At 58.2% G+C, this 23,289-nt stretch carries 27 protein-coding genes, 1 tRNA gene and 2 pseudogenes; 8 read left to right on the top strand and 22 right to left on the bottom strand.

What is annotated here, in order from left to right:
* Window positions 1–90: 90 nt before the first annotated feature.
* From QDI87_RS10015 to QDI87_RS09995, 5 genes are all read left to right on the top strand, one after another.
* Window positions 91–603 (top strand): LexA family protein, encoded by a 513-nt coding sequence (locus tag QDI87_RS10015; protein ID WP_278743190.1) that lies wholly within the window; start codon window positions 91–93, stop codon window positions 601–603.
* A gap of 124 nt (window positions 604–727) precedes the next feature.
* A complete protein-coding gene (locus QDI87_RS10010) occupies window positions 728–1,198 on the top strand; it encodes a hypothetical protein (RefSeq protein WP_278743189.1) in 471 nt (156 codons plus the stop codon).
* Window positions 1,199–1,213: 15 nt separating this feature from the next.
* The gene (locus QDI87_RS10005; protein WP_278743188.1) at window positions 1,214–1,861 is read left to right on the top strand and encodes a hypothetical protein; all 648 of its coding nucleotides are present in this window, start codon (window positions 1,214–1,216) and stop codon (window positions 1,859–1,861) included.
* A gap of 16 nt (window positions 1,862–1,877) precedes the next feature.
* Entirely contained in the window at window positions 1,878–2,288 is a 411-nt protein-coding gene (locus tag QDI87_RS10000; protein ID WP_278743186.1) for a hypothetical protein, read from the top strand.
* Between the two features lie 30 nt (window positions 2,289–2,318).
* Complete coding sequence (locus QDI87_RS09995) at window positions 2,319–2,687, top strand: DUF2513 domain-containing protein (protein ID WP_278743185.1); 369 nt, start codon at window positions 2,319–2,321, stop codon at window positions 2,685–2,687.
* On the opposite strand, the gene QDI87_RS09990 is transcribed toward QDI87_RS09995, so the two are convergent.
* Entirely contained in the window at window positions 2,671–2,913 is a 243-nt protein-coding gene (locus tag QDI87_RS09990; protein WP_278743183.1) for a hypothetical protein, read from the bottom strand. The genes QDI87_RS09995 and QDI87_RS09990 overlap by 17 nt on opposite strands.
* Window positions 2,914–3,146: 233 nt before the next feature.
* Between QDI87_RS09990 and QDI87_RS09985 the strand changes: the two genes are divergently transcribed.
* Window positions 3,147–4,346, top strand: a complete 1,200-nt coding sequence (locus tag QDI87_RS09985; RefSeq protein WP_278743181.1) for a tyrosine-type recombinase/integrase — start codon at window positions 3,147–3,149, stop codon at window positions 4,344–4,346.
* A gap of 190 nt (window positions 4,347–4,536) precedes the next feature.
* Window positions 4,537–6,234, top strand: coding sequence for a DUF4127 family protein (locus QDI87_RS09980; RefSeq protein WP_244881882.1), 1,698 nt, complete (start codon window positions 4,537–4,539; stop codon window positions 6,232–6,234).
* Between the two features lie 63 nt (window positions 6,235–6,297).
* On the opposite strand, the gene QDI87_RS11710 is transcribed toward QDI87_RS09980, so the two are convergent.
* Both QDI87_RS11710 and QDI87_RS09975 read right to left on the bottom strand, forming a co-directional pair.
* Entirely contained in the window at window positions 6,298–6,669 is a 372-nt protein-coding gene (locus tag QDI87_RS11710) for a cation transporter (protein WP_255241017.1), read from the bottom strand.
* A pseudogene (locus QDI87_RS09975) lies at window positions 6,655–8,517 on the bottom strand (heavy metal translocating P-type ATPase); the annotation flags it as partial. The gene QDI87_RS11710 and the pseudogene QDI87_RS09975, both read right to left, overlap by 15 nt.
* Before the next feature lie 167 nt (window positions 8,518–8,684).
* Here QDI87_RS09975 and QDI87_RS09970 point away from each other — a divergent pair.
* Window positions 8,685–8,760: transfer RNA gene (locus QDI87_RS09970), tRNA-Gln, on the top strand.
* A 121-nt stretch (window positions 8,761–8,881) separates the two neighbouring features.
* Here QDI87_RS09970 and QDI87_RS09965 read toward each other — a convergent pair.
* The 19 genes and pseudogenes from QDI87_RS09965 to rplU all read right to left on the bottom strand — a co-directional run bounded on the left by QDI87_RS09965 (window position 8,882) and on the right by rplU (window position 23,197).
* The gene (locus QDI87_RS09965; RefSeq protein WP_036375962.1) at window positions 8,882–9,601 is read right to left on the bottom strand and encodes a hypothetical protein; all 720 of its coding nucleotides are present in this window, start codon (window positions 9,599–9,601) and stop codon (window positions 8,882–8,884) included.
* A 22-nt stretch (window positions 9,602–9,623) separates the two neighbouring features.
* The gene (locus QDI87_RS09960) at window positions 9,624–10,121 is read right to left on the bottom strand and encodes a CinA family protein (protein ID WP_036375958.1); all 498 of its coding nucleotides are present in this window, start codon (window positions 10,119–10,121) and stop codon (window positions 9,624–9,626) included.
* A complete protein-coding gene (gene rimO / locus QDI87_RS09955) occupies window positions 10,118–11,476 on the bottom strand; it encodes a 30S ribosomal protein S12 methylthiotransferase RimO (protein WP_036375955.1) in 1,359 nt (452 codons plus the stop codon). Before rimO ends, QDI87_RS09960 begins: the two co-directional genes overlap by 4 nt.
* Before the next feature lie 214 nt (window positions 11,477–11,690).
* A complete protein-coding gene (locus QDI87_RS09950; protein ID WP_081828417.1) occupies window positions 11,691–12,899 on the bottom strand; it encodes an RNA-guided endonuclease InsQ/TnpB family protein in 1,209 nt (402 codons plus the stop codon).
* Window positions 12,838–13,062 (bottom strand): annotated as a pseudogene (locus QDI87_RS11780) (IS607 family transposase); the annotation flags it as partial. The pseudogene QDI87_RS11780 and the gene QDI87_RS09950, both read right to left, overlap by 62 nt.
* A gap of 77 nt (window positions 13,063–13,139) precedes the next feature.
* Entirely contained in the window at window positions 13,140–14,183 is a 1,044-nt protein-coding gene (locus tag QDI87_RS09945; protein WP_036375948.1) for an ABC transporter substrate-binding protein, read from the bottom strand.
* Window positions 14,184–14,204: 21 nt separating this feature from the next.
* Complete coding sequence (locus QDI87_RS09940) at window positions 14,205–15,161, bottom strand: CvfB family protein (protein ID WP_036375945.1); 957 nt, start codon at window positions 15,159–15,161, stop codon at window positions 14,205–14,207.
* 52 nt (window positions 15,162–15,213) lie between these two features.
* Window positions 15,214–15,558 carry a ribosome silencing factor gene (gene rsfS, locus QDI87_RS09935; protein ID WP_036375943.1) on the bottom strand — a complete coding sequence of 115 codons (345 nt, stop codon included), beginning with the start codon at window positions 15,556–15,558 and terminating at the stop codon, window positions 15,214–15,216.
* A 58-nt stretch (window positions 15,559–15,616) separates the two neighbouring features.
* Window positions 15,617–16,633: an LCP family protein gene (locus QDI87_RS09930; protein WP_036375940.1), complete on the bottom strand. Its 1,017-nt coding sequence runs from the start codon at window positions 16,631–16,633 to the stop codon at window positions 15,617–15,619.
* Between the two features lie 3 nt (window positions 16,634–16,636).
* Window positions 16,637–17,257 (bottom strand): bis(5'-nucleosyl)-tetraphosphatase (symmetrical) YqeK, encoded by a 621-nt coding sequence (gene yqeK / locus QDI87_RS09925; protein ID WP_036376108.1) that lies wholly within the window; start codon window positions 17,255–17,257, stop codon window positions 16,637–16,639.
* 8 nt (window positions 17,258–17,265) lie between these two features.
* Window positions 17,266–17,868: a nicotinate-nucleotide adenylyltransferase gene (nadD, locus tag QDI87_RS09920; protein WP_036375937.1), complete on the bottom strand. Its 603-nt coding sequence runs from the start codon at window positions 17,866–17,868 to the stop codon at window positions 17,266–17,268.
* Window positions 17,869–17,871: 3 nt separating this feature from the next.
* Window positions 17,872–18,021, bottom strand: a complete 150-nt coding sequence (locus QDI87_RS09915; protein ID WP_169737571.1) for a hypothetical protein — start codon at window positions 18,019–18,021, stop codon at window positions 17,872–17,874.
* A complete protein-coding gene (locus QDI87_RS09910; RefSeq protein WP_036375934.1) occupies window positions 18,018–19,274 on the bottom strand; it encodes a glutamate-5-semialdehyde dehydrogenase in 1,257 nt (418 codons plus the stop codon). Before QDI87_RS09910 ends, QDI87_RS09915 begins: the two co-directional genes overlap by 4 nt.
* A 14-nt stretch (window positions 19,275–19,288) precedes the next feature.
* The gene (gene proB / locus QDI87_RS09905; protein ID WP_036375931.1) at window positions 19,289–20,413 is read right to left on the bottom strand and encodes a glutamate 5-kinase; all 1,125 of its coding nucleotides are present in this window, start codon (window positions 20,411–20,413) and stop codon (window positions 19,289–19,291) included.
* A gap of 16 nt (window positions 20,414–20,429) precedes the next feature.
* A complete protein-coding gene (gene yhbY / locus QDI87_RS09900; protein ID WP_036375928.1) occupies window positions 20,430–20,732 on the bottom strand; it encodes a ribosome assembly RNA-binding protein YhbY in 303 nt (100 codons plus the stop codon).
* A 42-nt stretch (window positions 20,733–20,774) separates the two neighbouring features.
* Window positions 20,775–22,055 (bottom strand): GTPase ObgE, encoded by a 1,281-nt coding sequence (gene obgE, locus QDI87_RS09895; RefSeq protein WP_036375925.1) that lies wholly within the window; start codon window positions 22,053–22,055, stop codon window positions 20,775–20,777.
* A gap of 207 nt (window positions 22,056–22,262) precedes the next feature.
* On the bottom strand, window positions 22,263–22,553 hold the full coding sequence (gene rpmA, locus QDI87_RS09890; protein ID WP_036375921.1) for a 50S ribosomal protein L27: 291 nt from the start codon (window positions 22,551–22,553) through the stop codon (window positions 22,263–22,265).
* Between the two features lie 14 nt (window positions 22,554–22,567).
* Entirely contained in the window at window positions 22,568–22,879 is a 312-nt protein-coding gene (locus QDI87_RS09885) for a ribosomal-processing cysteine protease Prp (protein WP_036375916.1), read from the bottom strand.
* A gap of 6 nt (window positions 22,880–22,885) precedes the next feature.
* The gene (gene rplU, locus QDI87_RS09880; protein ID WP_036375913.1) at window positions 22,886–23,197 is read right to left on the bottom strand and encodes a 50S ribosomal protein L21; all 312 of its coding nucleotides are present in this window, start codon (window positions 23,195–23,197) and stop codon (window positions 22,886–22,888) included.
* Window positions 23,198–23,289 lie beyond the last annotated feature (92 nt).

The raw sequence follows: 23,289 nt of genomic DNA, 5'->3' as shown, positions 1-23,289 counted from the left end.
GCATGGTTCAACTCCGAGGGCTTTTCTAGTGCCTCTAATTCGATGGAATAGATTTTATGCCCATTCTGCTTCGTTTCCTTAACTGTGATTTTGGCTGTAGCTGGATTCCCATCTACCGTCGTCATGTTTGTACGGAAACGTTTAATTGACAAGATATTAGGAGATTTATCTCGTATACCCAATATGGTCTCTATTGACGCCCACACATTCCGTGTACCTATCGTCGGACGTGTCGCAGCTGGCAGGCCGATTGTAGCAGATGAGGAAATTGTCGGCTATGAGTACATCGACAAAAAGTATTCCAAGGACGGCCACGAATACTTCGGCCTGCGCATCGTCGGCAAGTCAATGGAGCCAACCATCATGGACGGCGATATCGTCATCGTGCGCCGCCAGAACTACGTTGAGAATGGTGAGATAGCTATTGTACTGATAGATGGAGAAGAAGCAACGGCAAAGGAAGTTAAGGAAAGCGCGGACGGTATCACGCTGATAGGGCACAACACCGCCGTGTACACGCCGCACTTCTACAGCGCACAAGAAGTGAAGAACTTGCCCGTGCAGATTATCGGACGTGTCGTTCAATCTATTAGAAAGTTCTGATAGATAACGATAGAACGCACTCGATGGATATATACAGTTAAAGTCGCAATATTGAGATAATTATAGGAAGGCGGTTGTCACGATGGTATGTAGAGATTGTGGGAAAGAGCTTGATGAGACAAACATGGTCGTCGGTACTAGCCAAGAGACTGGAGAGAAGGTGTATTTTTGCACCGAGTGCTTCGAGAAAAGGAATGGTGTTTCCATTGATACATACGAACGCCGGAAACTCATAATGAAGATCGTGCCGTTTATTGCTTTACTTGCAACTTACATCCTCATCAGCAACGTCTATGTCGATATGATTGTTTATTTCTTCTTGTCGATGATCGTTGTAGAAGGGTTCGCTGAATCTCTCGGCAATGACTTGATAAAGCTGATAGCCATCTTCATCATGCCGTTCGCGTTCAATCACTTCTCGCTCGCCTACCATATATTCCTGTTCGGTTTCTTGTTGCAGCTCATGGGATTCGATGAACGCAAGGTTTTCGATATGAGCGCATTAAGAAGAAAGTATGGCATTTTCTTTACTGTAATCGGCTTCGCTTTGATGATAGCCGGGGCAATTATGGGAGCTTATAACCTTTTGAAATAAAAGGAGCGTTTGAGTATGACTAGATGGAAATACATTGGTGCTACAGTACTGCTATTCATTGCCCTGATATTAAACAGAATATTGATAGAAGGAAAATATACAACGTCCAGTTCGCTTGGCGTACTGGCGCTCATACTCTTCTTTGTTGCTTCATGGAAAAGAGCGCGTTTTCTTGGATACAGCACGGGCAAGTGTATATCTGCCATCATCGCTATGTTCCTGCCACTCGTATCATTCATTATGGTTATCATACTGATTTGCAGTAGTAAAAAGGAGAGCGTGGAAAATATGGACGATAACGATAAGCAAAAACTCTCAAAACAATCAACGAGTAAATTCAATGAGAGAAAAGGAAAAATTTTAAACTTCATGCACTCGTATCCCATGAAGTTCTGGGCGTTGATATTCTGCGTCATATCACTGATATCACTACTGTTCTTTGTGCCATACAAAACAAGCATCCCTGCAACGTACCTAAAAAACCATCATTCCTATGAAACAATGAATGGCACTGTGAACTATGGCACATTCTCTAGCAAGCCCAATATAAGCAAAGACCTCAAGCAATATACCGACATATCCTATGGGCGGCTCGGCTTGCAGGAAGTCATTATAGCAGTTGTATGTGCAGGCGGCTTCATCATAACGTCAAAACGGCAATAAAAAAGAGGTGAATAACATGAAGAACGAACACGTCATTATAGCCGCCCTCGCCATCGCTCTGGCAGGCACAGGCTACTACGCTTACACACAGCACCAGCAGGTGCAGGCTTTGCATGAACAAGTAGACAGCAAGGATAACCAAGTGTACCAGTCACAGAAAAAGATTATGGACTTGCTGGCAACAGTACAAGACTTGAAGAACGAGAACGCTGACCTACAAGATCGAGTAGACAGCCAGCCCGCGCCAGCCGCAGCACAGGGCGACGTCAGCGTAAGCGACATCATGCGGCAGATGGATGAGGACGACCTGCGACAGAAAGAAAGCGACTACCTCGACAAGCAGAGTGAGTACCTAGACAAGGTAAACCGCAAGCTGGATGATGAATATTGGAGTCAAGATGTAAAGATGAAAGACTTCTCGAAATGAAAAAGCCGCCCGAAGGCGGCAGGGGGAACTATGAAACTTGACTATGATCTGATTCGAGAGATTCTGCTGATTACTGAGGAACACAGCAATGGCAAGAATCACATACTCGATTCGTTTTATCAGAAGCAGATATCGCCTATACCATCAAACGCCACGATACGCACCAACATTGAATACCTTCGGATGTCAGGATATGTCCAATGCAAGCTGACTAACAAAGGAGTCTATCGAATCGTTGACCTGACGCCAAAAGGGAGAGACTACCTAGACAACATACGAAGTGAGAAGGTATGGAAAAAGGTCAAAGAGATGATAAGAGAAAACGCTGGTACTATGTCGATGGACATCGTAAAGAATATAGCGGTAAAGGTAGCCGAAGAAATTATTTTCCCCTCGTAGTCTCATCAGGGATGCATGGATAGATTTCTTCACTGACAGAATCCTTGTTTACCTGCACATAGGTACTGATATTATCAAGTATCTCGTCCATGATATCCTTGAGCCGATAATACTTGACGTTGTGTTTTCGGATTGCATCGAGGATATCACGTTGCAGTAAATCTTCTTCACGGTCAGCAAGGATTCTCCTCACCTTTTCTTCATCCGTTATGTGTTCCACAATCATAATTACACCTCCAAATCGAACAATTTATTGACGTCAACAAAACGATAAAGAGCAGGCAGCCTCCTCAGGCTCCTGCTCCGTTGTCGCATTGGCCGTGACCGCCCCCGCTCTCAATTCTCTCGTCACCGTGGTCTGTGGATGAGGATGGCGTGAGCAGGTACGCCGCTTCCAGAGATTACTCTTATATTATACCACATACCCGCGCGAAAAGTCGCGGAGAAGGGAGAAAAAATATGGCGACGATACGCACCCGCAGGCGCGGGAAAACATGGTCGTACTCATTTGAGATTGGCAAAAATCCGGAGACCGGGCGCCGCAGGATAAAAGAGAAAGGCGGCTTTGCCACGCAGGATGAAGCATATGACGCAGGCGTTGAAGCATATGCCGACTGGAAGCATGGAAACATCGGGATCACAAGTAGTAAAGTATTACTTGATGACTTTTTTAAGAGTTGGCTGGAAAACATCGTGAAGCCAAATGTGAAGCGCGGGACATATCTGCAATACGCTAGCCGTTACCGCTCGTGCATCAAGCCGCGCATGGCAGGCATATACTTGCAGAATGTCAAGCCGCGTGACATAGACACGCTAGTACGCAGTCTGGCCGCAGATGGTAAGAGTCGTGAGACGATAGCTGGAACACTTTCAATCTTGAAGAGTATGTTTCGCTATGCTGTGTATCCCGCTGAGATGATTGCAACGAACCCCGCTGCTTGTATCTCTATCCCGCGTTCCGCGCCGAAATCTGTACTACAGAGACGCATTATCTCGCCTGAAGAGTTTACGCAGATCGTGAAGTTTTTGAATGAAAAAGAGCGCACAAAATACCTGCTGACGCCGATCATGCTTGGATACTATGCAGGGCTGAGAATCGGCGAAGCACTTGGCCTATGTTGGACGGATATAGACTTTGAGAAGAAGAAGATACACGTCGTCCGGCAGCTCCGCCCCGGAAGATTACGGAGCGAGAGTTTCTTTGCACCGCCAAAGACCGCAACGAGCACGCGCACCATATGCGTGAGTGACAAGCTACTAACATATCTGCGAGACTGGCGCAAGGAACAGGCTGCCGAAAGGCTGAGACTCGGCGCAGCGTATCAGGTAGCATATGCGCAAGGGAACGAGAAAACACTGCTCGTCCTGCCTGCCGCTGACCATCCGAAGAACGTGCATGAAATGCCCATTGTCTGTACCTGCAAGTTCGGTTTGCCTATCACACGCGAGAAGATCATGTACAGCCTGCACAAAGTTGACCTGAATTTCCACAGCTTGAGACACACGCACGCGACGAGACTGATAGAAGCCGGAGCGAAGCCAGTTGACGTAGCTGCCCGCCTTGGCCATGCTGATGTATCCATCACGGAAAACCTCTACTCGCACGACACGGAAAAGATGGCCCGTGAGACGGCCGAACTTGTAGACAAAGTGATGTAGACAATGCGTTTTGTCGACAAATTGTAGGCAAATCAAGAAGAGGAAAAGCTAGAGCCGTTTATATATAAAGGTTCTAGCTTTATTTATGATAAACAGATTCATTCTACCATACTTTGCCGCTTTCGTGAACCTTTATGGTATAATTAACTGACGTGTATCAAACATCTGTAGAGAAAGGATGGACATCTCTTTGGAACGATATCGAAAGCGCCGCGCTCTCCTGATTCTCATGCTCGTGCCGCTCCTCGCGCTCGGTCTCTGGAATCTGCGGGCCCTGCGCCATCCGGCCGGCACGCCTGTCTCGCCGCAGGAAACGACGGCGCATCATGTCATCCTCGTGCCGCTCGACGGCCGCCCGCCATGCCGCCAGTTCGTCATCGACGCGGGCCGCATCGGCGGCACGGAGGTCGTGACGCCGCCACACGAGCTGCAGGACTACTACTCGCAGCCTGGCGACACGAAGGCCATGCGCCGCTGGCTGCTCGAGGAAGTGGCCAAGGGAACGACCGACGCCGTCTTCCTCTCCGTCGACCAGCTGCTCTACGGCGGCCTGCTGACGGCCCGCGAGAAGCAGGCCACATCTGCAGAGGTCGAGGAGTTCCTCGCCTTCCTGCGCGAGCTCCACGAAGCCAATCCCGCCGTGCCCATCTACGCCTTCAGCATCCTGCCGCGACTGACGCCGCAGGACACGATCGACGGCTACGACGAGAGGCGCGACATCATGGCCTACTCGCGCCTCGCCGGCCGACAGGCTGCAGGGCTGCCCGTCGACGAAACGAAACTCGCCGCCCTCAAGGCGAAGATCCCGCCCGCAAGCCTGGAGCGCTACCTCGCACACTTCCGGGAGAACGCCACACTCAACGAACGGCTCATCGACCTCACGCACGAGGGCACGCTGACGCGCCTCGTGCTCGGTCAGGACGACGGCGAGGAGTACGGCATCCCAAACATCGAGAAGTATGCGCTCCTGGACTACATCAAGAGCCTCGGCCTCTCTGACCGCCAGGTCTTCCTGACGCACGGCGCCGATGAGATTGCCCTGTCGCTGCTCGCCGCCTGGCACAACGAGCAGACTGGTTATGCGCCGAAGATCTTCGTCGCCTACAACGACCCCGGCGCGCGCGACCGCGTCATGCCCTACATGGCCGTCTCGACGGGCGTCTGCACCGAGGAGAAGATACGCCTGACGGGCGGCTCACTCGCCGCCTCGCCGGAAGAGGCCGACTTCACGCTGCTCGTCTCGACGAACGACACCGACAAGGACACGCTCTGGAGCCGCGGTGCCTGCGTGCGCCTGCTCGAAGACAACCTCGCCAAGGGGCAGCCGACGGCACTCGTCGACCTCAGCAAGCACTTCAACGCCGATGAGACAGTCCTGCCACAGCTCATCGCGGCCGCCTTCCCTGTCAACCATCTGCTCGCCTACGCAGGCTGGAACACGACGAGCAACGCCCTCGGCACGGCGATTGCCCAGGCCTGCCTCTACCGTTCCTCGCTGGAAACAGTGAGCGGCGAGGATGAAGCCATCGGCCTCGCCGCCGCGCAGGTCCGCTTCCTCGAGAACCGCATCCTCGAGGATTACTTCTACCTCAAGGAAGATATCGACACCATCAACGGCACGCTCAAGAAGGCCGGCTACACCAACACAGCCGACCTCGACCTCGACCACAACTACCGCTGGGCCAACCTCATGCTGCGCACCTCGATGACGCGCCACCTGCTCGTCTACAAGAACACGGCCGCCTTCCGCGCGCCCTTCCCCGTCGCTGCGCCCTCGGGCACCATCTATCTGCAGCTCCACGACATGCAGGCCGACATGAGCTTCCCGTGGCCGCGCACCTTCGAGATCTACCTCGAGACGACACCATTCATGAGCCGCGTCTCATGACAAAAAGAGCGAGATATCACCTCGCTCTTTTTTGTTGCAGTACCCTTATATTCCATTCAGGATTCAGATATAGATCTCACAGTCGTCCTCGACCTTCTTGCATGCCGTGCGCACGCGCGGCATGACTTCTTTTGGATCGGCATCCGGCTCAAATTCGACCTTCATCTCCTGCATCATAAAGTTGATGGCAGCATGACGGATGCCCGGCACCTTGTTTGCCGCCTGCTCCATGAGGTTCGCACAGTTGGCGCAGTCCACTTCGATGCGGTAGGAATGATGCGGCACAGATCCTGCCTCCTTCACGGGCTCACTCTCTGCAGCAGCCTGGGGAACGGGAATCGTCTCGACAGCCGCGCCCGACGGCAGTACCTCTTCGCGGACAGCGGCCGCGGAGGGAGTCTCTGGCAGCTGGCCGCTCGCAAAGAGCGCCCGCATGGCATTGAGAACGGCCAGCACCATGACGCCGACATCGGCGAAGATGGCCGCCCACATATTGGCGAGGCCGACGGCGCCGAGCACGAGCACGACAGCCTTGACGCCGATTGAGAAGACGATGTTCTCGCGAACGATGCGCATCGTCTTGCGCGCGATGCGCTGTGCCACCGCGATCTTGAGTGGATCGTCGTCCATCAGCACGACATCGGCAGCTTCGATGGCTGCATCAGAGCCCATCGCGCCCATCGCGATGCCGACGTCGGCACGCGAGAGCACGGGTGCATCGTTGATGCCGTCGCCGACGAAGGCCAGCTTGCCGCCCTGCTCCTGCCGCAGCAGCGCTTCAACCTTCGCGACCTTGTCCTGCGGCAGCAGCTCACTGTAGACTTCATCGAGAGAGAGCTCCGCCGCGACCTGGTCGGCGACAGATTTCGCATCGCCCGTCAGCATGACCGTGCGCCGGATGCCGTTCTTGTGCAGCGCGTCAATGGCTGCAGCCGCATTCGCCTTGATGACATCCGAGATGACGATGTGGCCCGCGTAGACGCCATCGATGGATACGTGGATGATTGTGCCCTTCCTCTCGCAAGGATGCCAGGCCGCACCGATGGACTCCATCATCTTCGCATTGCCGACGCAGATACTATGGCCGTTGACCGTGGCGCGCACGCCGTGGCCGGCGACCTCCTCGACCGCCTTGACACGGCAGTCGTCCGCCTCATGCGCGTACGCCGCGCGCAGCGAGACGGCGATCGGGTGCGTCGAGTAGCGCTCGACATGTGACGCGAGGTGCAAGAGCTCTTCTGGCTCGATCGTCTCGGGGTGGATGGCCGTGACCTCGAACACGCCCTTCGTCAGCGTGCCCGTCTTGTCAAAGACGACTGTGTCAACAGAGGCGAGCGTCTCCATGTAGTTGGAGCCCTTGATGAGCACGCCGGCGCGACTCGCCCCGCCGATGCCGGCGAAAAACGAGAGAGGGATGCTGATGACGAGCGCGCACGGGCAGCTGATGACGAGGAAGACAAGCGCCCTGTAGGCCCACGTCCCCCAAGCAGGCTCCATGCCGCCGAGGAGGGCGACAGTCGGCGGCACGACGGCCAGCACGGCAGCAGCGCCGACGACAATCGGCGTGTAGATGCGCGCGAATTTCGCGATGAAGTGCTCCGACTTCGACTTGCGGGAGCTCGCCTCCTCGACGAGCTGCAGGATGCGCGAGACAGTCGACTCCGCGAAGCGCTTCGTCGTGCGGATGGTCAGCAGGCCGTCCGCATTGATGCAACCGCTGATGACCGCATCGCCCGTCTTGACGCGGCGCGGCAGGCTCTCGCCCGTCAGCGCGATCGTATTGAGGCTCGACTCGCCGTCCACGACCACGCCGTCTAAGGGGATCTTCTCGCCAGGCTTGACGAGGATCGTCGAGCCGACGCCCACGGAGTCGGGGCCGACGCGGTGCACGCCGTCCGGCTCGACGAGATTAGCGTAGTCGGGGCGTATGTCCATGAGCTCCGAGATATTGCGGCGGCTGCGGCCGACTGCATACGACTGGAACCACTCGCCGACCTGATAGAAGAGCATGACGGCGATGCCCTCCGTGTAGTCGCCGTCCTCGTAGACGGCGAGCGCCATCGCGCCGACTGTCGCCACGGCCATGAGCAGGCACTCGTCGAGCGGCTGGCGGCGCCAGACGCCCTTGGCCGCCTTGATGAGGATGTCGTAGCCGACGACGAAGTACGGCACGAGGTACGCGAGGAAGCGCGCCGTGCCAGAGAGCGGCACATAGGCCAGCACGACCATGAGCGCGGCCGCGGTGATGATGCGGATGAGGTTCTTCTTCTGCCTTTGATTCATTTTGGCCTCCATTTAAATATATGAACAGTCATTCATTCGTTATCTAGATTATAGCAGATTTCCGCGATAAGGCAAGCGAGAAATCAAAAACTCTCTGCAAAAATTTTTGATTTCCCGCTTGACAACAGGTCCCCTCATCCGTATAATATATAAATGTCGAAAGACACAGGGGTATCGCCAAGTTGGTAAGGCACGGGTCTCTGAATCCCGCATGCGTTGGTTCGAGTCCAGCTACCCCTGCCATATGAATGCAGAGCCAGTCCGCAAGGGCTGGCTTTTTTGATGCCTGCGTCACCATGCAAGTCATGGACCGTACAAGAAAAAGGGCTGCCGCACGACTCTCCCGTGCGGCAGCCCTTTTGCCTTACTTCTTGTTCTTCTTGTCTTTCTTATCTTTCTTGACGTTCTTGACTTTCTTGTCCTTGCTGCTCATGAGCTGCTTGCCGTCGACATCCTTCAGAGTCGTGATGCCCTTCTGGAAGGCGGCGAGCGACGATTCGCGCAGGTCCGGGTTGTCGATGAGCTCAACGCCGTAGCGATTGCCCTTCTCCGTGCGGAAGAAAGCGACGGCCATCTGCGTATCGGCCTTGGCCACGCCGTCAATCTGGCCGTCACCGTTCTCGTCGATCTCGATTTCCTTGGCCGTCACGGCGTAGATGGCCTTGTTCTTCGCGTTGAGATTGACGAGCATGATGCCCTCGTAGCCGTTGCTGCCCATGATCCCCGAGAGCAGTTTCTCGGCATCTGCTTCCTTGAGCTTGTTGAGATCTGGCACGCTCTTGTTGTCAAAAGCGTCCGTCAGCACGATCCAGGCGTACTTGATGTTGTAGCCGTCGTTGTCGAAGATAAGGACATCGCCCTTCCTGTCCTCGTAGAGCGCGCTGGCCGGAATGACGCCGACCGGCTTCTGCGGACACTGTATCGTGTAGCCGTACTGCTGGCTCGTGTAAGTGTAGGGCAGCGCGGCTTCGGCTGCCTGCGAGGCTGCCGCCGGTGCCTGCTCTGCGGCAAAGGCCGGCATAGCCGGCATCAGGAGCAGCGATGCACCGAGTGCCGCCGCTGCCATATAAGAATGGAAACGCATAGTATCTCTTCCTCTCTTCTTGTCAGGCTTGTTCCCGTTTCAGCTGTTCAAGATACGCGCGGGTCATCTCGAGGGCCGTGTCGGTCGTCTGGCGCTTGATCTCCGTGCGCGCGCCGCTGAAGTGATTTTCTTTGACCATCGTACCCCTCGGACCTGAAACGGCGATGAAAACGAGTCCGACGGGTTTCTGCTTCGTGCCGCCGCCCGGGCCGGCGATGCCAGTGATGCCGACGCCGATATCCGTCCCGACGGCGCGCGCGATGCCCTCTGCCATCTCGCGCGCCGTCTCCTCTGAGACTGCCCCGTGCGAAAGCAGCGTCTCGTGACGCACGCCGACGAGCGATTCCTTGATGCGGTTCGTGTACGAGACGACCGAGCCCATGACGTAGGCCGAGCTGCCGGCGATATCTGTCAGGCGGCTCGTCAAGAGGCCGCCCGTACACGACTCGGCGCAGGCAATCGTGAGCCCCTGCGCGAGGAGTTCCTTTCCTACGCTTTCTTCAAGAAGCTTCTTGCTCATTCCGCTGCCTTCTTCCCCTTCTCTGCGCCGTCAATGCGCTCGCCGACGACGTCGTAAGTGAAGCCCTGCAGGACGCGCACGCGCACGATGTCGCCCGGCTTGCTGTCCGCATCGTTCTCGACGTAGACCTGGCCATCGACCTCGGGCGCCTCGCGGTAGGAGCGGCCGACCGAGATGTTCGGCTGCTCCTCGTCGCGACCCTCGATGAGGACATCGAGTTCCTTGCCTTCGAGCGACTGGTTGATCTCCTCGGAGATCTTGCACTGCAGGCTCATGAGGTCGTGATAGCGCTCCTGCATGATCTCCTCCGGCACCTGGTTCGGCATATCGTAGGCCGGCGTGCCCTCTTCGCGCGAGTACGTGAAGACGCCGACCTTGTCGAGGCGCATCTCCTCGAGGAAGTTGCGCAAGGTCTGATACTGGGCATCCGTCTCGCCCGGGAAGCCGACGATGAAGGTCGAGCGGATCGTCACGCCGGGGATGCGCTCGCGCAGCTTGTGGATGAGCGCGCGCATCTCCTCCTGCGTGTCAGGACGGCGCATGCTGCGCAGCACGGCATCATGCGCGTGCTGCAGCGGCAGGTCGACGTACTTGCAGATCTTCGGCTCGCTGGCGATCGTCTCGATGAGCTCGTCGCTGAAGTACTTCGGGTAGCTGTAGAGCGTGCGCACCCACTTGAGCTTCGGCACCTTGACGATCTCGCGCAGGAGCTTTGCGAGCTTCGGCTGGCCGTAGAGGTCGCGGCCGTACTCCGTCGAGTCCTGAGCGATCAGCACGACTTCGCGCACGCCGTTCTCCGTCAGGTGGCGGATCTCATCGCAGATGTCCTCGATGCGGCGGCTGCGGTAGTCGCCACGGATGTACGGGATGGCGCAGAAGGCGCAGCGGTTGTTGCAGCCCTCCGCAATCTTGACGTAAGCCGTGTATGAAGGCGTCGTCGTGATGCGCGGCGTGTGCTCGTCGTAGAGCGCTTCGTCCTTGCCGGCAATGACAAGGCGATGGCCCTTGAGCGTCTCCTCGACGGCCTCCATGATGCGGCCCCAGGCGCCCGTGCCGATGATGGCGTCGGCTTCGGGAATCTCGTCTAAGAGCTCCTGCTTGTAGCGCTGGCCGAGGCAGCCCGCGACGATCAGGCTGCGGCAGCGACCGCTCTCCTTGTACTCGGCCATGTTGAGGATGGTCGTGATCGACTCCTCCTTGGCCGACTGGATGAAGGCGCAGGTGTTGACGATCAGGATGTCGGCCTCGGCCGGGTTGGCCGTGAGCTCAATGCCGTGCTGCTGGAGGATGCCGAGCATGACCTCCGTGTCAACGAGATTCTTGGAACAGCCAAGACTGATGAAACCAGCTTTCACTGAAATACCTGCTACTAAAAACATAGAATAACATAGAAATTATCTATGCCTAGAAATATTCCTTTTTCATCGTGTATGCTTTTGTCCAGGCAAGCCTGAGACTACTCACAAGTTCTTGTACACTCCAAAGGCGTCGGCCATATTCCCTGCGCGGCAGGGCAACGGCCTGTTTCCGACTAGCCATCGGTACATTTATGAAATGCGCGAGCGTGAATCAGGCGATGCGATAGTCCTTCGTATCGCGCAGATTCAGCGCTGCATTCAAATCGCGGTCTTCCTTGTAGCCGCATGCAGGACAGACGTAAGTGCGGTCTTTGAGTTTCAGGCCGCTATGCACATGCCCGCAGGCGTGGCAGGTCTTGGAACTCGGGTAGAAGCGGTCCGCGATGCGGAATTCAATCCCGATGATCTCTGCCTTGCGCCGCAGCTTCTCGCGGAAGGAATAGAAGCGCTGCTCTGACACTGCCTTCGAGAGATGGCGGTTCTTCATCATGCCGGTCACGTTGAGGTCTTCCACTGTGATGAAGCGTGGTTTTTGCTCCACCAGTGCATGGATGACTTGATTCTCGTGATTGCGGCGCAGATTCGCCAACCGCTGATGCAATCTCTGTACCGATAATTTCTTTTTCTCTATGTTTGCAGAGGCAGTAGCAGTGCTCCCACCTTTCTTCTTTCGCATCTCGTACTTGCAGCTGAGACGCCTCTGCTCTCTTCTCAGCCGTTTCTCGAGCCGTCTGGCTCGGGAAGACATATTGATATTCTCAAAAATCCTGCCATCGCTGACGATAGCAAGCGATTTGACACCGAGGTCCACACCGATGCCATCCGTCTGCGGATGGTACGATGCTTCCAAGTCGTTGTTATAGCGGCTCGTCTCCTCAATCTCAGCTGTGACCGAGACGTAGTAACGGCCCGCTTCATAGGAGACATGCCCATTCTTGATGGTCACGCCCTGCGGCAGGTAGCCCAATTCTTTCAGGCGTACCTTGCCGATGGTCGGGACCTGGATCTTGTGCCGCCAGATGGTCCAGTCGCCCTTATTGTTCTTCGGGAAGTAGAGCTTCACGTTCTGCTGGTTTTTCCGCTTGAAGCGCGGGAAGTGCGCCTGTCCTTTGAAGAAGCGCTTGAACGCCTGCTCCGCATTGACGAGGACCTTCTTGCGCGCCTTGGACCCGCACTGGTCAATCCAAGGGAATTTCTTCTTTAGTACATGGTTGACGTACTTGTCGAAGTTATTGGCGGTGACGAAATGGCGCTGCTTCTCATCGAGGACGCCGCGCTGATACAGGCGGTACAGCCAGATGTTGCGGGCGATGTACTGATTTGCGAGGAAGCGGCAGATACCGAGTGACCGACGTATCTTATCCTTTTGGCTTTCGGTGAGACGGAGTTCGGTCTTGAAGGATCTGAGCAACCGTTTCATCTCCTTTCAGCTTCCCTTCGTATTTCTGCAACACATGGATGCGGTTGGAAAACATACGGATGATGCTGATTAGGTCTTGGATCATCTCGCATTCCGGGCTGAGGTCCTCGTTGTTGACGACAATGATCTTTGCACCGTGTTCAGCCAGATGACGCTCGAACCAGCTGCAAGCTCCCTAGTATTGGTAGATGCAATCACACAAACCATACAAAGGAGGATGCCGCAAGGCATCCTCGCCAATCATTTGAATCGGATCTCGCGCGCCCACGTGTCGAGCAGGTCGTGCTTCTGCTGAGCCGAGAACTGCGGGTTCTGCGTGAAAAGCGTGAGATTCTTGCCGGGGAAGGACTGGTAGGCCATCGTCCCCGGATTTGTCGGCACGAAGAAGTAATTGTGGCTCTGCAGGGCGAGCTGCGCCTCATCGGAGAGCAGCCAGTCCGCAAAGTTCTGGGCGAGCCCCCGCTCTCTGTCCCCGCTGCCCGCGAGGATGCCCGTGCCGGTGATCCACGCCGTCGTGCCGTCTGCCGGATAGATGATCTGCAGCGGGTAGCCGTCGTGGATGTAGCGCAGCGTCTCGCTCTCGACGGCAATCGAGATGTCGACCTCTCCCATGCCGGCCTGGCGCACGGGATTCGAGAGGTAGCGGGCGTACTGCACGACGCGCGGATGGATCTTGTCGAGGAGCTCCAGCGTCTTCTCGTCGCCGAATTCCGCATCCATCGCGTAGAGCAGGTTCGAGGAGGCATCCGCGGCCATGAAATCCGTGATGCCGATGCGCCCGTCCTGGTCTGCGAGCGCCTGCCAGGTGTCGGGGATGTCTGTGTGCAGCGATATCAGGTAGTCCCTGTTGATGCAGAAGATGATGGGATCATACCAGACGCCCATCCAGTAGCCGTCATCCTGGCGGAAGGCTGCAGCGACCATGTCGCCGCGCTCCGACAAGTACGGCACGAGATAGCCGCTGCGCGACGCCTGGCCGAGCGTCTGCCAGTCGGCCAGCACCATCGCCGGGCCAGACTTCTGCGGCGAACCGGCCTGCGCCTTCGCGCGCTCGAGGACATCTGCCGAAGAAAGCGGCACAAACGTCACGTGGACACCAGAGCTGTCCTCATACGCCTGTGACAAGATCTCGGCTTCCTCCGCCGGCAGCGTTGTCAAGACTGTGATTTCCTGCTCTCTCGTCCGGTGGTCGATGTGTCCGGTGCCGGCGAGGTAGGCAGAACCAGCGATGACGATGGCCAGCAGCAGGAACGCTGTCAGCAGGAGTGTCGTATAACGTCTCATGAAACGCCCCCCATAATCGCGTTAATCTCTATCCTTCTCGCTTTTCTCGCTTTTCTCGCTGTCCGCTGCAGCGCTCACGTCGAGCAGATACGTCCAGCCGTCCTTCTCGGCGACACGGCCCTCTTTCATCAGATGACCGAGCGCGCGCTTGAAGGCGGCCTTGCTGATCTGGAACTTGTCGCGGATGACTTCAGGCGACGTCTCGTCGCTGTAGGGCATGCGGCCCTTGCGGCTCTCGAGAAGCTCAAGGATGCGGCTTGAATCCGTGACGAGTGCCTTCTCCTTGGCCTCGCGCAGCGAGGCGTTGAGGCGTCCGTCAGAGCGGACGAAGGTGACACGTGCCGTCACGATCTGCCCGACGCGCGGGCGCTCCTGCTCCTTCATCTCCTTGTTGGCGATGAAGACGATGTAGCGCTCATTCGAGAACAGGAAGGCACCGGCGTCCGTATAGTTGTAGATGGCCCCCGTGACCATCTGGCCGACCTTGACGTGTGTCGCCGGCTTCGAAGCGCGGCGCATCTCGTCCTCGACTTCCATCGTCACAGCCAGTCGGCCGGACTTGTCGGTGTAGAGCTTTGCCCAGACGACTTCGCCGACCTGCGGGCGGCCGCGCATGCCGGCGTACGGCATGAAGATGCCGCGCTCCGCGCCGACATCGAGGAAGGCGCCGTCCCGCGTCACATTGATGACGCGCAGGCGGGCAATCTGCCCCTCCTTCATCTTCGGCACGCGCATGCTGGCCGTCAGGCGGCGCTTCGGGTCCAGATAGAGGAATACATCGACGAGATCGCCGACGGCGACGGGATGCGTCTGCTGCGTCTTGTGCAGCAGGATATCATCCGAGGTATTCCCCGTCTGGGCATCGAGGAAAGCGCCCATCTCGCTGACGCGCGCAACCTGCAGGCGGGCGACCGTGCTCGGTCCGAACTTCCGCTTGGGGCGCGCAGCCTCCTGGGGCATTTCCGTCTTATCGTTCATAGTCTCCATCCTTCTGTACGGTTTCCCGCTGCTGTTCTCATGATTCATAGTCTCACTCTTCATAGGCCGTGAGCTTCGCATCGCCCCAGAGCTGTTCGAGCGCATAGTACTCGCGCATCTCCTGGCGGAAGACGTGGACGACGACATCGCCGAAGTCTAAAAGGACCCAGTCGCCCTCACGATAGCCTTCCTTGTGGCTGAAAGCAACGCCGTCCTTGGCGAGCTCTTCTTCGATGTTGTCGGCGATTGCGCGCACCTGCGTAGCCGTATTGGCCGAGCAGATGACGAAGTAATCCGGCGAGATCATGAGGCCCTGCATGTCCATCGTCACGATGTCACGCGCCTTCTTGTCGCTGGCAGCCTTGCAGATGGCCTTGCACATTTCCTGTTCCGTCATATTGTACCTCCTGTACCTTTATTCTCTATCAAAATCTTCACGTTATCAGGCAGTAGGCTCAGTTTCCCGCATCCGGGAAGAGCTCCTGCATCGCATGGCGGATGGCGTCCTGGTCCGGCATCCAGACCGTATCGTCGCCGAGCGCCGGCGAGCCCGGCAGGATGACCCCCTGCGGCTGGTCGCTCGAGAGATGGCGCACGACATTGGCGAGGTGCGCCGAGTCAAAGACCTCTGCGCTCGTCTTTACGTGCCTGCGCATCGTCTCGGCGATGAGCGGCAGCTTCGGCACCGTCTCGAGGCGCATGACCTGCTGGTAGAGCGACTTGACGAAGCGCTGCTGGCGCTGCTCGCGTCCGACATCGCCGAGCTCCGGGCTGCGGTAGCGCAGGTACTGCTGGGCCTGATTGCCGTCGAGATGCTGGTAGCCCTGCTTGAGATGGATGTTGAGCCCCCCCTCGGGGTCCTCGTAGTCCATGTCGCTCTCGACGTAGATGTCGATGCCGCCCAAAGCGTCGATGAGCGCCGAAAAGCCCTTGAGGTCGAGCACGACGTACTGGTGGATGGGGATGCCGAGCAGCTGGTTGACCTCGCGGACCATCAGCGGTGCGCCGCCCTCTGTGTAGACGGAGCGGATGCGCATGAAGTGCGCATTGCCCGGCGGATTGACCCAAGTGTCGCTCGGGATCGTGATGCAGCGGACCTTGCCGCTGCTGTTCTCCATGCTCAGGACGAGGATCGTGTCGGCCTTCGCTCCCTCCGTGTTCGTCGGGTCGGCGCCGTCGTCGATGCCCATGACGAGCACGTTCGTGTAGCCATCAAAGCTCGGGTTGACAGCGCCCTGCCAGGACGCGCGGCGCTCGGTGTAGCCGGCGTACATCGTCTGGTATTCCTGCACGAGGTATTCCGTTCCGCGCACGAGCGCGTAGATGCCGCCCGCCGCCAAGAGCAGCAGCACCGTGAAGATGACCATTGCGAGCAGGCGGCGCAGGAAACGGCGCCTGCGCAGGCGCGCGATTTCCCGCTTCTTCTGCTCGATATGGCGCCATGTTACGTTGTCCTCTTTCCGTTTCCCCATCGGTCAATCTTCCTTCTTTGCCTTCTTCGCCTGCTCTGCCTCTGCGTCCTTCCTCTTCATCTGCCCGAGCAGGATCTCGTTGCGCGCCAGCACCGTCGCCGGATGGACGAGATGGCCCTTCTGGACGACGAAGATGATGGAGTGGCTGAGCCCGGCGAGCATCATCTCGTCGAGCGAGGCCGTCTTGGCGAGTTCGCGCAGCTTGTCGACGCCGGGGAAATCCCGGTTCGGCTCGATCATGTCGGCGTACCAGATGATCTTGTCGAGCGGCGTCATCTGCGCGCCGCCGACCGTGTGGCGCGCGATGGCCTGCGAGATGGCAGGATCCTCCACGCCGTAGATCTCGCGCACGCGCACGGCGCCGATATCGGCGTGGAGCAAGAGCGGCATCGAGCGCTCGACCTCGCCGATAGCGATGCCGCGCTTCTCTGCCTCCTCGACCATAGCTTCATTGCGGAACTCTCTTGCGCAGTCGTGCAGGAGTCCGGCAACCCGCGCCTTCTCTTCGTCCACGCCGAAGCGGTGCGAAAGCTTCACAGCCGTCTCGGATACGCCGAGTGAATGGCGGAAGCGGCTCGGCTTGAGCCTTGCTTCCAGTTCCGCCTGCATCTGTTCTAACGTCATGCCATAACTCATCGATAAAGCCCTTCTTTTCTGATGTATGTCTCTACGGATTCCGGCACCATGTAGCGGATGGAGCGGCCCTCTCGGATGCGCCCGCGTATCTGTGTCGAGGAGATCTCCAGTTCCGGCGTCGCGAGCTCATGGATGTGCGCATCGCAGAGGCTGCCGAAAAAGCCGCGGAGCTTCGCCATGTCGAGCGCCGTGCCCTGGCGCCGCGCCGCGATGAAGTGGCACGATGCCAGGAGTTCCCGCGGTTGGTGCCAGTCCGGCAGGTCGTTGATGGCGTCCGCACCTGTGATGAAGTAGAGCGGCACCTCCGGGCCGAAGCGCTCAGCGAGCAGGGCGATCGTATCCGATGTGTAGGAGACGCCCTCGCGGCACATCTCGATGTCCGATGCCTCGAAGTGCGGGTTGCCCGCCACCGCGAGCTCCGTCATCGCGAGCCTGTCCTCTGCCGAGGCGACGCGCTTGTCCAGCTTGAAGGGCGAATGCGCCGCAGGGATGAACAGGACCTTCTCGAGTTCATACGCATCCCGCACGAATTCCGCCGTCAGCAGGTGGCCCGTGTGGATTGGGTCAAACGTGCCGCCCATGATACCGATGCCTTTCATGACTCACTCCCCCAGAAACAGCTCGACGACAAGCGCCAGGGCGGCCATGCTCAAGAGCATGAGCCCTGCCGCCTTCAAGTAATCCCTCGCGTCAAAGGCGCCCTTCGGCGTGGCGAGGTACTGGCGCATTGTGCGCAGATACCCGCCAATCATTCGCGGATCTGCCCTTCGCCGTAGATCAGGTATTTCGTGCTCGTCAGCGCCGTAAGGCCCATCGGGCCGCGCGCGTGGAGCTTCTGCGTGCTGATGCCGATCTCTGCACCAAAGCCGAACTCAAAGCCGTCCGTGAAGCGCGTCGAGGCGTTGACGTAGACGGCCGCTGCATCGACTTCCCGCTGGAAGCGATGCGCGTTCACGAGGTCCTTCGTGATGATGGCCTCGGAATGGCCCGTGTTGTAGCGGTTGATGTGCGCGATGGCCATCGTGAGGTCGTCGACGACGCGCACGGAGAGGATGAGGTCGCCGTACTCCGTCGACCAGTCCTCCTCCGTCGCCGACTCCATCTCCGGGCAGATGGCGCGCGCCCGCTCGCAGCCGCGCAGCACGACGTGCTTTGCCGTCATCGCCGCCATGAGCTTCGGCAGGAACTCCGCTGCGATGTCCTGATGGACGAGCAGCGTCTCCATGGCATTGCAGACCGAGCAACGGCTGGCTTTCGCATTGACAGCGATAGAGATTGCCATCTCCTGGTCAGCCGAAGCGTCAACATAGGTGTGGCAGACACCCGTGCCCGTCTCGATGACCGGCACCGCCGCGTTCTCGGTAACGTGCTTGATGAGTCCGGCGCCGCCGCGCGGGATGATGACATCGAGATAGCCGCGCAGGTGCATCATGACATCGACGGCCTCGCGGTCCGTGAAGTCGACGAACTGGATGGCGCCCTCGGGGATGCCCGCCTTGTAGGCAGCCTTGGCAAGCAGGGAGCTGATGGCGATATTCGAGCGGATGGCCTCAGAGCCGCCGCGCAGGATGACGGCGTTGCCGGCCTTGAGGCAGAGCCCCGCGGCATCGGCCGTGACATTCGGGCGCGCCTCGTAGATGATGCCGATGACGCCGAGCGGCACACGCACGCGGCGGATCTCGAGGCCGTTGGGGCGGACCGTCGAGTAGTCGCCCGTCGCAACGGGGTCCGGCAGGGCTGCCGTCTGGCGCAGGCCCTCCGCCATCGAGGCGATGCGGCCCTCGTCGAGCAGCAGGCGGTCGAGGTACGAGCGCTTGACCTTCTTCTGGCGCGCGTCCTCGATATCGAGCGCATTGGCCTGCAGGATGACCTCGCTGCGCTTCTCGAGCGCGTCGGCCATCGCCAGAAGCGCCTTGTTCTTGACATCTGCGCCGAGCAGAGCGAGCTTTGCCGCTGCGCCCTTCGCCGCCTCTGCCTTCTTCTTCATTTCTGCCTGGATATCCATCTCAGTATTCCCCCTCAGACCATCAGGACCATGTTATCCCGATGAATGACCTCTTCGTGGACAGCGCCCGCGACGAGATGCTCAAAGTCCTCCGTCTTGTGGCCGATGAGCCGGCGGAGGTCTTCTGTATTGTAGTTGACGATGCCGCGCGCGATCTCGCGGTTGTCCTCGGCGAGGACGCGCACCGTGCTGCCGGCCTCGAAGTCGCCGTCGACAGCCTTGATGCCGGCGGCCAGCAGGCTCGAACCACCTTCGAGCGCCTTGACGCAGCCCGCATCGACGACGAGATCGCCCTGCAGCCGCTTGCCAAAGGCCAGCCAGCTCTTGCGCACGCGCAGATGCGATTCGCGCGCGGCAAAGACCGTGCCGACCTCCTCGCCCTGCAGGATGCGGCGCAAAGCGCCCTCTTCACTGCCCGAGGCGATGACCATGTTGACGCCGGCGCTCATGGCCACCTGAGCGGCCTGCAGCTTCGTCGCCATGCCACCCGTGCCGAGCGAGGAGCCCGCGCCGCCGGCCATCTCGATGACCTCCGGCGTGATCTCCTCGACCTCGTGGATGAGGCGGGCATCTGGATGGGTTGCCGGATTTGCCGTGTAGAGGCCCTCGATGTCCGAGAGGATGATCAGCGCATCGGCATCGACGAGCGTCGCGACCATCGCCGAGAGATTGTCGTTATCCCCGATCTTGATCTCGTCGACGGCGACGGCATCGTTCTCATTGATGACTGGCACGGCCCCCATCGCGAGCAGGGCAAGCAGCGCATCGCGCGAGTGGCGGTACTGGTGGTGACGCACGGCGTTCTCCTTCGTCAGGAGCACCTGGCCGATGGTCTTGCCGTACTCGGCGAAGAACTTCTCGTAGATATGCATGAGCACGCCCTGGCCGATGGCGGCAACCGCCTGCTTTTCCGGAATGGAGTCCGGCTTCTTCGCGAGGCCGAGCTTGCTGAGGCCCGCCGCGATGGCGCCCGAGGAGACGAGGATGATCTCGCGCCCCTCATTCATGAGGTCGGCCAACTCCCGCAGGAGATGGTCGATGCGGTAGAGGTTGAGCATGCCCGTATCATGGGCAAGCGTACTCGTGCCGACTTTGACGACGATGCGCCTGGCTTCCCTGAGCCTCTGACGTGCGTCCATACTGCATCCCTCCGTCTTACGGCAGCTCGATCTTCGGCTTCTCGAAATTGCGCTTGAAGAGCAGGCCGTTGCGCCCGATGACCTGCACGAGGTTAGCGTCAGCGCGCTCTGCGAGCATGGCGATGGCATCGGCCGGCAGTTCCATGCAGTTCTGCAGCACGCGTACCTTGATGAGCTCGCGCTTCTTGATTGCCTCGCGTGCCGCCTGTACAACGGTCGGCGTCACGCCCTCCTTGCCAATCTGGACGACCGGCTCGAGCTTCATGCCCATTGAGCGCAGGAAGCTCTTCTGTTTTCCTGTCAGTGAATTGCGGATCAAATCGATTCCTCCGTATCCTATATGATATATCTCTTACTCGTCTCACTCACGGTACTCGAATTCCATCTCGCCGATGTGGACGGTCTGGCCTTCCTTGATGCCGCGCTCCTTGAGCTTCTCGTCGATGCCCTTGATGCGCCAGATGTACTGGAAGCGGCGCACAGCCTCATCGTTGTTGAAGTTCGTCATGATGACGAGCTTCTCGATGGCCTTGCCGTGCACGATGAAGTCGCCCGCATCATTGCGCGTGATCGTGATCTTGTCCGGGTCTTCGGCCGTCTCATCGTAGACCTTGACCTCTTCCTCCTGCTCCGGCTCCTCGACGTAGTTGTCGAGCCATTCACCGACGTAGGAGATGAGTTCCTTGACGCCCTCGCGCGTCGCCGCCGAGATGGCGAAGAACTTCAGGCCCTCCTTCTCGGCCAGCTCCTTGAGGCGCGGCAAATTCTCCTGCGCCTCCGGCAGGTCGATCTTGTTGGCCACGAGGATCTGCGTGCGGCGCGCGATCTTCTCGCTGTACTTCTTGAGCTCTGCATTGATCTTGTAGTAGTCGTCAACCGGGTCGCGGCCCTCGATGCCAGAGGCGTCAACGATGTGCAGGATGAGCTTCGTGCGCTCGACGTGGCGCAGGAAGTCGTGGCCGAGGCCGACGCCGTCGGCCGCACCCTCGATGAGCCCCGGGATATCCGCCATGACAAAGCTCTTCTCGTAGTCCGTCTTGACGACGCCGAGCACCGGCGTGATCGTCGTGAAGTGGTACTCCGCTATCTCCGGGCGCGCCGCGCTGACACTGGCGACGAGGCTCGACTTGCCGACCGACGGATAGCCGACGAGGCCGACATCTGCGAGCAGCTTGAGCTCGAGGATCAGGTTGCGCGCCTCACCCGGCTCGCCGAACTCCGCAAACGTCGGCGCACGGTTGGCGGCATTCGCGAATTTCGCATTGCCGCGGCCGCCGCGTCCGCCCTTGCAGATGACAGCCTCCTGGCCGATCTCCGTGAGGTCTGCGAGCACCTCACCCGTCTCCTCATCCTTGACAATCGTACCGGCCGGCACCTTGACGTAGCAGGCCGGTGCATTCTTGCCGTACTGGTTCTTGATATCGCCGTTCTCACCGTTCTCCGCCTTGAACTTGCGGTGGTAGCGGAAATCGAGCAGAGTATTCATGTTCTGGTCCACGACGAAGATGATGTCGCCGCCGCGTCCGCCGTCACCGCCAGACGGGCCTCCCTTCGGGATGAACTTCTCGCGGCGGAACGCCGATTTGCCGTGACCGCCATCGCCCGCCTTGACGATGACGCGTGTCCTGTCGATAAACTGCATGATAGCCTCCTTTTTCTCTTGAGATTTCTTGTCTATTTCAACAACTGCCTGCTGCATTCCTGTTTGTCATGCATAAAAAGCCGGCATTGTGATACCCAACACCGGCTTTTTATCCATCACAACGCAACTTAACGCCGTTTTATCTAGCAATATGCAGCAATATAACAATACCTGCGCCTTCCCGGAGGAATGCGCAGGTATCTTTCATTACATAGCCTCTTCAGCCGTGTAAACACTGATCTGACGGTTATAGCGGCCTTTGCGCTCGATAGCGACCTTGCCGGCAACCTTTGCGAACAGCGTATCATCCTTGCCGATACCAACATTGTGGCCCGGATGGAAATGCGTGCCGCGCTGACGAACGAGGATGCTGCCAGCCGTTACGATCGTGCCGGCATGCTCCTTGACGCCGAGGCGCTTGGATTCACTGTCGCGGCCGTTACGCGTGGAGCTGACGCCCTTCTTATGTGCGAAACGCTGAAGTTCAAACTTAAACATGGAATTCACCTCCACTATTTCAGGATACGTACAGCCTTGGGATACGCCTCAGCAATGGCTGAGAGCCCCAATAGCATCGTTTGCAGAATCGATTCTGTCTGCTCGTCTGGACTGTCCTTGAGTTCCATTCTGAGCTTCCCGCTCGCCGCGTCATAGCTGACCTCGCGATGCAGATACTCGGTTATCCCAAGGAACGCCGTGTCCGTTAAAGACGAGACACCAGCGCAGACGATATCCTCACCTGCCGCCGCCGTGCCGCTGTGGCCGGAGACGTCAAAGCCGGTTATCCTGCCGTCTGGCTGGCAAAAGATCTTGACCTTGATCATCGGTGATCAGGCTTCGATCTTCTCGATGACAACCTTCGTGAACGGCTGACGATGACCCTGGCGCTTGCGATAGTTCGACTTAGCCTTGTACTTGAAAACAAGGATCTTCTTATCTTTGCCCTGAGCCTCGACTTTGCCCGTTACCTTGGCACCCTCGACGACCGGCGTACCGATCTTGACATCAGCGTCATTGACGACCGTCAGGACCTGATCAAAGACAACTGCCTCGCCTTCGCCGGCAGCCAGTTTCTCGACCATGATGACATCGCCCTCGGCGACCTTATACTGCTTGCCGCCCGTTTTGATGATTGCGTACATGAAAACACCTCCCTGATAGATTACTCGCCAGCTACGGTACGATTGCTCGTTTCTCAAGACCTCGCTGTGCGGTTGGGGAAAGACGCCCTAGG

The sequence above is a fragment of the Mitsuokella jalaludinii genome, from assembly GCF_928722185.1.
GTDB lineage: Bacteria > Bacillota > Negativicutes > Selenomonadales > Selenomonadaceae > Mitsuokella > Mitsuokella jalaludinii.
The sequence above is the reverse complement of the archived record's forward strand: the minus strand, read 5'-3'. Positions and strand labels throughout refer to the sequence as shown.